General features: G+C 68.0%; 8 protein-coding genes and 1 pseudogene. 8 read left to right on the forward strand and 1 reads right to left on the reverse strand.

All coding sequences use genetic code 11. The features are described from left to right. Both mexY and HMPREF3014_RS14940 read left to right on the forward strand, forming a co-directional pair. A pseudogene (mexY, locus tag HMPREF3014_RS14935) lies at positions 1–1,947 on the forward strand (multidrug efflux RND transporter permease subunit MexY); the annotation flags it as partial. Next, entirely contained in the window at positions 1,947–2,165 is a 219-nt protein-coding gene (locus HMPREF3014_RS14940) for a hypothetical protein (protein WP_003100379.1), read from the forward strand. The pseudogene mexY and the gene HMPREF3014_RS14940, both read left to right, overlap by 1 nt. A 22-nt stretch (positions 2,166–2,187) precedes the next feature. Here HMPREF3014_RS14940 and HMPREF3014_RS14945 read toward each other — a convergent pair whose 3' ends face one another. Next, positions 2,188–3,117 (reverse strand): SdiA-regulated domain-containing protein, encoded by a 930-nt coding sequence (locus HMPREF3014_RS14945; protein WP_003088602.1) that lies wholly within the window; start codon positions 3,115–3,117, stop codon positions 2,188–2,190. 192 nt (positions 3,118–3,309) lie between these two features. On the opposite strand from HMPREF3014_RS14945, the gene liuR reads away from it, so the two are divergent. The 6 genes from liuR (at position 3,310) to liuE (ending at position 10,354) form a co-directional block, all read left to right on the forward strand. Next, positions 3,310–3,714, forward strand: coding sequence for a liu genes transcriptional regulator LiuR (gene liuR / locus HMPREF3014_RS14950; RefSeq protein WP_012614228.1), 405 nt, complete (start codon positions 3,310–3,312; stop codon positions 3,712–3,714). Between the two features lie 48 nt (positions 3,715–3,762). Continuing rightward, complete coding sequence (gene liuA / locus HMPREF3014_RS14955) at positions 3,763–4,926, forward strand: isovaleryl-CoA dehydrogenase (protein WP_003100385.1); 1,164 nt, start codon at positions 3,763–3,765, stop codon at positions 4,924–4,926. 122 nt (positions 4,927–5,048) lie between these two features. Further along, on the forward strand, positions 5,049–6,656 hold the full coding sequence (gene liuB, locus HMPREF3014_RS14960; RefSeq protein WP_003100387.1) for a methylcrotonyl-CoA carboxylase subunit beta: 1,608 nt from the start codon (positions 5,049–5,051) through the stop codon (positions 6,654–6,656). A 13-nt stretch (positions 6,657–6,669) separates the two neighbouring features. Beyond that, positions 6,670–7,467: a gamma-carboxygeranoyl-CoA hydratase gene (locus HMPREF3014_RS14965; protein ID WP_003110689.1), complete on the forward strand. Its 798-nt coding sequence runs from the start codon at positions 6,670–6,672 to the stop codon at positions 7,465–7,467. Beyond that, on the forward strand, positions 7,464–9,431 hold the full coding sequence (liuD, locus tag HMPREF3014_RS14970) for a methylcrotonyl-CoA carboxylase subunit alpha (RefSeq protein ID WP_016263550.1): 1,968 nt from the start codon (positions 7,464–7,466) through the stop codon (positions 9,429–9,431). Before HMPREF3014_RS14965 ends, liuD begins: the two co-directional genes overlap by 4 nt. Positions 9,432–9,451: 20 nt before the next feature. Beyond that, a complete protein-coding gene (gene liuE, locus HMPREF3014_RS14975; RefSeq protein ID WP_003088593.1) occupies positions 9,452–10,354 on the forward strand; it encodes a bifunctional 3-hydroxy-3-isohexenylglutaryl-CoA lyase/hydroxymethylglutaryl-CoA lyase in 903 nt (300 codons plus the stop codon). The last annotated feature ends 33 nt before the right edge of the window (positions 10,355–10,387 follow it).

A 10,387-nucleotide genomic window follows, 5' to 3' on the forward strand; every position in this document is an offset into this window, starting at 1 on the left:
GTCCTGGCGATCGGCATCCTGGTGGACGACGCGATCATCGTGGTGGAGAACGTCGAGCGGCTGATGGCCGAGGAAGGCCTGTCGCCGCACGACGCCACGGTCAAGGCGATGCGCCAGATCAGCGGGGCCATCGTCGGCATCACCGTGGTGCTGGTCTCGGTGTTCGTGCCGATGGCGTTCTTCAGCGGCGCGGTGGGCAACATCTACCGCCAGTTCGCGGTGACCCTGGCGGTCTCCATCGGCTTCTCGGCGTTCCTCGCGCTGTCGCTGACCCCGGCCCTGTGCGCCACCCTGCTGCGCCCGATCGACGCCGACCACCATGAGAAGCGCGGCTTCTTCGGCTGGTTCAACCGCGCCTTCCTGCGCCTGACCGGACGCTACCGCAACGCGGTGGCCGGCATCCTCGCCCGGCCGATCCGCTGGATGCTGGTCTACGCCCTGGTCATCGGCGTGGTCGCCCTGCTCTTCGTGCGCCTGCCGCAGGCGTTCCTGCCGGAAGAGGACCAGGGCGACTTCATGATCATGGTGATGCAGCCCGAAGGCACGCCGATGGCGGAGACCATGGCCAACGTCGGCGACGTCGAGCGCTACCTGGCGGAGCACGAACCGGTGGCCTACGCCTATGCGGTCGGCGGCTTCAGCCTGTACGGCGACGGCACCAGCTCGGCGATGATCTTCGCCACCCTGAAGGACTGGTCGGAACGCCGGGAGGCCAGCCAGCACGTCGGCGCCATCGTCGAGCGCATCAACCAGCGCTTCGCCGGCCTGCCCAACCGTACGGTGTATGCGATGAACTCGCCGCCGCTGCCGGACCTGGGTTCCACCAGCGGCTTCGACTTCCGCCTGCAGGACCGTGGCGGGGTTGGCTACGAGGCCCTGGTCAAGGCCCGCGACCAGTTGCTGGCGCGCGCCGCCGAGGACCCGCGCCTGGCCAACGTGATGTTCGCCGGCCAGGGCGAGGCGCCGCAGATCCGCCTGGACATCGACCGGCGCAAGGCGGAGACCCTCGGCGTGAGCATGGACGAGATCAACACCACCCTGGCGGTGATGTTCGGCTCGGACTACATCGGCGACTTCATGCACGGCAGCCAGGTGCGCAAGGTGGTGGTCCAGGCCGACGGCGCCAAGCGCCTGGGCATCGACGACATCGGCCGGCTTCACGTGCGCAACGAGCAGGGCGAGATGGTGCCGCTGGCGACGTTCGCCAAGGCCGCCTGGACCCTCGGCCCGCCGCAACTGACCCGCTACAACGGCTATCCCTCGTTCAACCTCGAGGGCCAGGCCGCGCCGGGCTACAGCAGCGGCGAAGCCATGCAGGCGATGGAGCAATTGATGCAGGGCCTGCCCGAGGGCATCGCCCACGAGTGGTCCGGCCAGTCCTTCGAAGAACGCCTGTCCGGCGCCCAGGCGCCGGCGCTGTTCGCCCTCTCGGTGTTGATCGTGTTCCTCGCCCTGGCCGCCCTCTACGAAAGCTGGTCGATCCCGCTGGCGGTGATCCTGGTGGTGCCGCTGGGCGTACTCGGCGCACTGCTCGGGGTGAGCCTGCGCGGTCTGCCCAACGACATCTACTTCAAGGTCGGCCTGATCACCATCATCGGCCTCTCGGCGAAGAACGCCATCCTCATCATCGAGGTGGCCAAGGACCATTACCAGGAAGGCATGAGCCTGCTGCAGGCGACCCTGGAGGCCGCGCGCCTGCGCCTGCGACCGATCGTCATGACCTCGCTGGCGTTCGGTTTCGGCGTGGTCCCGCTGGCGCTCTCCAGCGGCGCCGGTTCCGGCGCCCAGGTCGCCATCGGCACCGGGGTGCTCGGCGGGATCGTCACCGCCACGGTACTCGCGGTGTTCCTGGTACCGCTGTTCTTCCTGGTGGTCGGGCGCCTGTTCCGGTTGCGCAAGGCGCCGCGCACCGGCAACTCGCCCCAGATCCCCACGGAGCAAGCCTGATGCCCCTAGCGAAACTCTCGCTCCCCACCCTGGCACTGTGCGTCGGGCTGCTCGGCGCCTGCTCGCCGACGCCTCGCCAGCCGCGCGCGGCCCCCATCGTTCCGGCCAACGGCCCCGACCTTCGGGGCAAGCTGGACGACTGGCAACAGCAGTTCACCGACCCGCTGCTGCGACAGATGATCGGCTACGCGCCGGCGCTATCCGGCGCGCAAGCCTGAATTCCGCCGTCCTTTTCCCACCCTAGTCGGCCGCTGGCAGCGCTCGGCTGAAGCGGTAGAACAGGTTCGGCTCGCTGACCACGTACAGGCTGCCCCGGTCGTCCATCGCCAACCCTTCGGCCTGCGGCACGTCGTCCGTCAGGCCATGGTTGCCGCCACGCAGGGTCAGGCTGCCGAGCGGATCCCCGGCGCGATCCAGTTCGATGACCACCCGCGACTCGTCGGAAAGCACCAGCAGGTGATCGCTGGCCTTGTCGTAGTAGAGGCTCGACAGATCGGTGAGGAACAACCCGCGATCGCGCTGCGGGTCGCCGCCGACGCTCAGGTCGAGCGCCTCGCCGCGGTCGTTGAAGAAGCCGTTTACCTCGATGATGCCCACCGGCGCCTTTTCCCGGGCCACGAACAGGCGCTCGCGCAGCGGGTCGTAGGCCAACCCCTCGAAGCCCTTGTTGCGCTTGTTTGCACTGCCCAGGGAGAACTTCCGGGCGTTGCGCGGATCGTCGATGTCGATCACCCGGGTGTCGGCGTCGACATGGATCTCCACCAGGCGTTGGCGACGCTCCTCGGCGACCACGTAGACGCCGGGCCGGATGTACTCGATAGCCTCCGGATCCTGGAAACCGCGCAGGGGGATGCGTCGCAGCAATTCGCCGTCCAGCGACAGCTCGAGGAAATGCGGGTCCTGGTTGGTCACGCTGACCAGGCTGCGCCGGCTGGGGTCGAAGGACAGCGCCGACACGTTGGACTCCGCGCCCAGCACGCGGGCTTCGATATCGACCCGATAGTCGGCCAGGCGCAGGGCGTTCTCGCGCGCAACATCGCCGCCGTAGCGCTGCTCCAGCTTGAACCAGATTCGCTCGAACGCGCGCTGCTGCTGGCCCGCCACCAGCAGCGCAAGCAACGCGGCGAGCAGGCAAGCCAGCAGCGTCCTGTAGGTCATCAGCCGACTCATCGTTACGACTCCTCCGAGAAACACAGTGTTCGGCGAAGCAGAACAGAGCCATCCGCGCCCTTTCATGAGGCGCCGATTAAATCTTTCTGACAAGCATCTTTCACGGCTGTCATTTTTCCCCCGTTCCAGGCGTTGACAGGATTTCGGCGCAGCTTTACGTTAACGTAAAGGTAAACAAGCAGGTGCCAGCGTATGTCCATCACCTACACCATCTCCGATCTCGCCCGCGAACTGGACATCACCACCCGCGCCATCCGCTTCTACGAGGAGCAAGGCCTGCTCTCCCCCGAGCGACGCGGCCAGGAACGCATCTATTCGCCGCGCGACAAGGTCAGCCTGAAGCTGATCCTGCGCGGCAAGCGCATCGGTTTTTCCCTCGCCGAATGCCGCGAACTGATCGAGCTCTACGACCCGGACCCGAGCAGCGGCAACCAGAAGCAGTTGAACACCATGCTGGAGAAGATCGCCGAGCGCCGCGCCCAGCTGGAACAACAGTTGCTGGACATCGAACAGATGCAGCTGGAACTGGATACTGCCGAGGAGCGCTGTCGAGCGGCGCTTATCAAAAGCTATAACAAACAGACAGTTGAAACATAAACCTCATTCAAAGCTTTAAACCGGACAAGCACAATTACAGGTGAAAGCATGACCTATCCCAGCCTCAACTTCGCCCTCGGCGAAACCATCGACATGCTCCGCGACCAGGTGCGCGGCTTCGTCGCCGCCGAACTGCAGCCGCGCGCCGCGCAGATCGACCAGGACAACCAGTTCCCCATGGACATGTGGCGCAAGTTCGGCGAGATGGGCCTGCTCGGCATCACCGTCGACGAGGAGTACGGCGGTTCGGCGCTGGGCTACCTGGCCCACGCCGTGGTCATGGAAGAGATCAGCCGGGCCTCGGCCTCGGTGGCGCTCTCCTATGGCGCGCATTCCAACCTCTGCGTCAACCAGATCAAGCGCAACGGCAACGCCGAACAGAAGGCCCGCTACCTGCCGGCCCTGGTATCCGGCGAACACATCGGTGCGCTGGCGATGAGCGAACCCAACGCCGGCTCCGACGTGGTCTCGATGAAGCTGCGCGCGGACCGGGTCGGCGACCGCTTCGTTCTCAACGGCAGCAAGATGTGGATCACCAACGGTCCCGATGCCCATACCTATGTGATCTACGCCAAGACCGACGCGGACAAGGGCGCGCACGGGATCACCGCGTTCATCGTCGAGCGCGACTGGAAAGGCTTCAGTCGCGGGCCGAAGCTGGACAAGCTGGGCATGCGCGGCTCGAACACCTGCGAACTGATCTTCCAGGACGTCGAGGTACCCGAGGAGAACGTCCTCGGCGCGGTCAACGGCGGGGTCAAGGTACTGATGAGCGGCCTCGACTACGAGCGCGTGGTGCTTTCCGGCGGCCCGGTGGGAATCATGCAGGCGTGCATGGACGTGGTGGTGCCGTACATCCATGACCGCCGCCAGTTCGGCCAGAGCATCGGCGAATTCCAGCTGGTCCAGGGCAAGGTGGCCGACATGTACACCGCCCTCAACGCCAGCCGCGCCTACCTGTACGCCGTGGCCGCCGCCTGCGACCGCGGCGAGACGACCCGCAAGGACGCCGCCGGGGTGATCCTCTACAGCGCCGAGCGCGCCACCCAGATGGCCCTGGACGCGATCCAGATCCTCGGCGGCAACGGCTACATCAACGAGTTTCCCACCGGCCGCCTGTTGCGCGACGCCAAGCTCTACGAGATCGGCGCCGGCACCAGCGAGATCCGCCGCATGCTGATCGGCCGCGAGCTGTTCAACGAAACCCGCTGAAGCCTCGCTCTTCCCGGCCCTTTGCCGCCAGGGAGAGGGCATTCCATTGCATCGACAGGCGCATCGCCAGGTCGGGAGCGGGCGCCAACCGCTTCCGCCCACCTCGACACGGAGCCACCGCCATGGCCATCCTGCACACCCAGATCAATCCACGCTCCGCCGAGTTCGCGGCCAACGCCGCGACCATGCTGGAACAGGTCAACGCCCTGCGCACCCTCCTCGGCCGCATCCACGAAGGCGGCGGTAGCGCCGCCCAGGCCCGGCACAGCGCGCGCGGCAAGCTGCTGGTGCGCGAACGCATCAACCGCCTGCTCGACCCCGGCTCGCCGTTCCTCGAGCTTTCCGCCCTCGCCGCCCACGAAGTCTACGGCGAAGAGGTCGCCGCCGCCGGCATCGTCGCCGGGATCGGCCGGGTCGAAGGGGTGGAATGCATGATCGTCGGCAACGATGCCACGGTGAAGGGCGGCACCTACTATCCGCTGACCGTGAAGAAGCACCTGCGGGCCCAAGCCATCGCCCTGGAGAACCGCCTGCCATGCATCTACCTGGTGGACTCTGGCGGCGCCAACCTGCCGCGCCAGGACGAGGTCTTCCCCGACCGCGAGCACTTCGGCCGGATCTTCTTCAACCAGGCCAACATGAGTGCCCGCGGCATCCCGCAGATCGCCGTGGTCATGGGCTCCTGCACCGCCGGCGGGGCCTACGTGCCGGCGATGTCCGACGAAACCGTGATGGTGCGCGAACAGGCCACCATCTTCCTCGCCGGGCCGCCGCTGGTGAAGGCCGCTACCGGCGAGGTGGTCAGCGCCGAGGAACTTGGCGGCGCCGACGTGCACTGCAAGGTCTCAGGGGTCGCCGACCACTATGCCGAGGACGATGACCATGCCCTGGCCATCGCCCGCCGCTGCGTCGCCAACCTCAACTGGCGCAAGCAGGGCCAGCTGCAATGCCGTGCACCGCGCGCGCCGCTGTACCCCGCCGAGGAGCTGTACGGGGTGATTCCCGCCGACAGCAAGCAGCCCTACGACGTGCGCGAAGTGATCGCACGGCTGGTGGACGGCTCCGAGTTCGACGAATTCAAGGCGCTGTTCGGCACCACCCTGGTCTGCGGCTTCGCCCACCTGCACGGCTATCCGATCGCCATCCTGGCCAACAACGGGATCCTCTTCGCCGAGGCCGCGCAGAAAGGCGCGCACTTCATCGAGTTGGCCTGCCAGCGTGGCATCCCGCTGCTGTTCCTGCAGAACATCACCGGTTTCATGGTCGGCCAGAAGTACGAGGCTGGCGGCATCGCCAAGCACGGCGCCAAGCTGGTGACCGCGGTGGCCTGCGCGCGGGTGCCGAAGTTCACCGTGCTGATCGGCGGCAGCTTCGGCGCCGGCAACTACGGCATGTGCGGACGCGCCTACGACCCGCGCTTCCTGTGGATGTGGCCGAACGCGAGGATCGGCGTGATGGGCGGCGAACAGGCCGCCGGGGTGCTCGCCCAGGTCAAGCGCGAGCAGGCCGAGCGCGCCGGCCAGCAGCTCGGCGTCGAAGAGGAGGCGAAGATCAAGGCGCCGATCCTCGAGCAGTACGAGCACCAGGGCCATCCCTACTACTCCAGCGCGCGACTGTGGGACGACGGCGTGATCGATCCGGCGCAGACCCGCGAGGTCCTCGCCCTGGCGCTTTCCGCCGCCCTCAACGCCCCCATCGAGCCGACCGCCTTCGGCGTGTTCCGCATGTGACGAGCAGACCAGCATGAGCGAATTCCAGACCATCCAGCTTGAGATCGACCCGCGCGGCGTAGCCACCCTGTGGCTGGACCGGGCGGAAAAGAACAACGCCTTCAATGCCGTCGTGATCGACGAACTGTTGCAGGCCATCGATCGCGTCGGCAGCGACCCGCAGGTCCGCCTGCTGGTGCTGCGCGGCCGTGGCCGGCACTTCTGCGGCGGTGCCGACCTGGCCTGGATGCAGCAGTCGGTGGACCTCGACTACCAGGGCAACCTGGCCGACGCCCAGCGCATCGCCGAACTCATGACCCATCTCTACAACCTGCCCAAGCCGACCCTGGCGGTGGTCCAGGGCGCGGTGTTCGGCGGCGGGGTCGGCCTGGTCAGTTGCTGCGATATGGCCATCGGCAGCGACGAGGCGACCTTCTGCCTGTCCGAGGTACGCATCGGCCTGATCCCGGCGACCATCGCCCCGTTCGTGGTCAAGGCCATCGGCCAGCGCGCCGCGCGACGCTATTCGCTGACCGCCGAGCGCTTCGACGGACGCCGCGCCAGCGAACTGGGCCTGCTCAGCGAAAGCTGTCCCGCCGCCGAACTGGAAAGCCAGGCCGAGGCCTGGATCGCCAACCTGCTGCAAAACAGCCCGCGCGCCCTGGTCGCCTGCAAGGCGCTCTACCATGAGGTCGAGGCCGCCGAGCTGAGCCCGGCGCTGCGCCGCTACACCGAGGCGGCCATCGCCCGCATCCGCATCAGCCCGGAAGGCCAGGAAGGCCTGCGCGCCTTCCTGGAGAAACGCACGCCCGCCTGGAGAAACGACGCATGAACCCGGACTACCGCAGCATCCAGCGCCTCCTGGTCGCCAACCGCGGCGAGATCGCCTGCCGGGTGATGCGCAGCGCGCGCGCCCTCGGCATCGGCAGCGTCGCCGTGCACAGCGACATCGACCGCCACGCCCGCCACGTCGCCGAAGCCGACATCGCCGTCGACCTGGGCGGCGCCAAGCCCGCCGACAGCTACCTGCGCGGCGACAGGATCATCGCCGCCGCCCTCGCCAGCGGCGCCCAGGCGATCCACCCCGGCTACGGCTTCCTCTCGGAGAACGCCGACTTCGCCCGCGCCTGCGAGGAAGCCGGCCTGCTCTTCCTCGGGCCGCCGGCGGCGGCCATTGACGCCATGGGCAGCAAGTCGGCGGCCAAGGCGCTGATGGAAGAAGCCGGCGTGCCGCTGGTGCCCGGCTACCACGGCGAAGCCCAGGACGCCGAGACCTTCCGCCGGGAAGCCGGAAGGATCGGCTACCCGGTGCTGCTCAAGGCCGCCGCTGGCGGCGGCGGCAAGGGCATGAAGGTGGTGGAGCACGAGGCCGAGCTGGCCGAGGCCCTTTCCTCCGCCCAGCGCGAGGCCAAGGCCGCCTTCGGCGACGCGCGGATGCTGGTGGAGAAATACCTGCTGAAGCCGCGCCACGTGGAGATCCAGGTATTCGCCGACAGCCATGGCCACTGCCTGTACCTCAACGAACGCGACTGTTCGATCCAGCGCCGCCACCAGAAGGTCGTCGAGGAAGCCCCCGCCCCCGGTCTCGGCGAGGAACTGCGCCGGGCCATGGGCGAGGCCGCGGTACGTGCGGCGCAGGCGATCGGCTACGTCGGCGCCGGTACCGTCGAGTTCCTCCTCGACGAACGCGGCCAGTTCTTCTTCATGGAAATGAACACCCGCCTGCAGGTGGAACACCCGGTCACCGAGGCCATCACCGGCCTCGACCTGGTCGCCTGGCAGATCCGCGTCGCTCGCGGCGAGGCGCTGCCGCTGACACAGGAACAGGTGCCGCTGAACGGCCACGCCATCGAAGTGCGGCTCTACGCGGAAGACCCCGAGGGCGGTTTCCTCCCCGCCAGCGGCCGCCTGGCGCTGTACCGCGAAGCGGCCGCCGGCCCCGGCCGGCGGGTCGACAGCGGGGTACGCGAAGGCGACGAGGTCTCGCCGTTCTACGACCCGATGCTGGCCAAGCTGATCGCCTGGGGCGAAACCCGCGAGGAAGCCCGCCAGCGCCTGCTGGCGATGCTGGCGGAAACCTCGGTCGGCGGCCTGCGCACCAACCTGGCATTCCTCCGCCGCATCCTCGGCCATCCGGCGTTCGCCGCCGCCGAACTGGACACCGGTTTCATCGCGCGCCACCAAGACGACCTGCTGCCGGCGCCGCAAGCGCTGCCGGAACACTTCTGGCAAGCCGCCGCCGATGCCTGGCTGCAGAGCGAAGCGGGCTACCGTCGCGACGACGACCCGTATTCGCCGTGGAGTCGCAACGACGGCTGGCGCAGCGCCCTGGCGCGGGAGTCCGACCTGATGCTGCGCTGCCACGACGAACGCCGCTGCGTCCGCCTGCGCCACGCCAGCCCCAGCCAGTATCGCCTGGACGGCGACGACCTGGTCAGCCGGGTGGACGGTGTCACCCGTCGCTCGGCGGCGTTGCGCCGCGGACGCCAGTTGTTCCTCGAATGGGAGGGCGAACTGCTGGCCATCGAAGCCGTCGACCCGATCGCCGAGGCCGAGGCCGCCCATGCCCACCAGGGCGGTTTGAGCGCGCCGATGAACGGCAGTATCGTGCGGGTCCTGGTCGAACCCGGCCAGACGGTCGAAGCCGGCGCCACCCTGGTGGTGCTGGAGGCGATGAAGATGGAACACAGCATCCGCGCGCCCCACGCCGGGGTAGTGAAGGCGCTGTATTGCAGCGAGGGCGAACTGGTCGAGGAAGGCACGCCGCTGGTGGAGCTGGACGAGAACCAGGCCTGACAGCCAAGACGAGGAACAGCATGAACCTGCCGAAGAAGGTCCGCCTGGTGGAGGTCGGTCCGCGCGACGGACTGCAGAACGAGAAACAGCCGATCGAGGTGGCCGACAAGATCCGCCTGGTCGATGACCTGAGCGCCGCCGGCCTGGACTACATCGAAGTGGGCAGCTTCGTCTCGCCCAAGTGGGTGCCGCAGATGGCCGGCTCGGCCGAAGTGTTCGCCGGCATCCGCCAGCGTCCCGGCGTGACCTACGCGGCGCTGGCGCCGAACCTGAAAGGCTTCGAGGCGGCGCTGGAGTCGGGGGTGAAGGAAGTGGCGGTGTTCGCCGCCGCGTCGGAAGCCTTCTCCCAGCGCAACATCAACTGCTCGATCAAGGACAGCCTGGAGCGCTTCGTACCGGTGCTGGAGGCAGCGCGCCAGCACCAGGTGCGGGTGCGCGGCTACATTTCCTGCGTGCTCGGCTGTCCCTACGACGGCGATGTCGATCCGCGCCAGGTCGCCTGGGTCGCCCGCGAACTCCAGCAGATGGGCTGCTACGAAGTGTCCCTGGGCGACACCATCGGCGTCGGCACCGCCGGCGCCACCCGCCGGCTGATCGAGGCGGTGGCCAGCGAGGTTCCCCGCGAGCGCCTCGCCGGGCACTTCCACGACACCTACGGGCAGGCCCTGGCGAACATCTACGCCAGCCTGCTGGAAGGCATCGCGGTATTCGACAGCTCGGTGGCCGGCCTCGGCGGTTGTCCCTACGCCAAGGGCGCCACCGGCAACGTCGCCAGCGAAGACGTCCTCTACCTGCTGAACGGCCTGGAGATCCATACCGGGGTCGACATGCACGCCCTGGTCGACGCCGGCCAGCGTATCTGCGCGGTGCTCGGCAAGAGCAACGGGTCGCGAGCGGCGAAGGCGTTGCTGGCCAAGGCCTGAGAAGCGGCGGATAACCGCGAGCGGTTATCCGCC

This window comes from Pseudomonas sp. HMSC065H01 (genome assembly GCF_001815235.1).
GTDB lineage: Bacteria > Pseudomonadota > Gammaproteobacteria > Pseudomonadales > Pseudomonadaceae > Pseudomonas > Pseudomonas aeruginosa.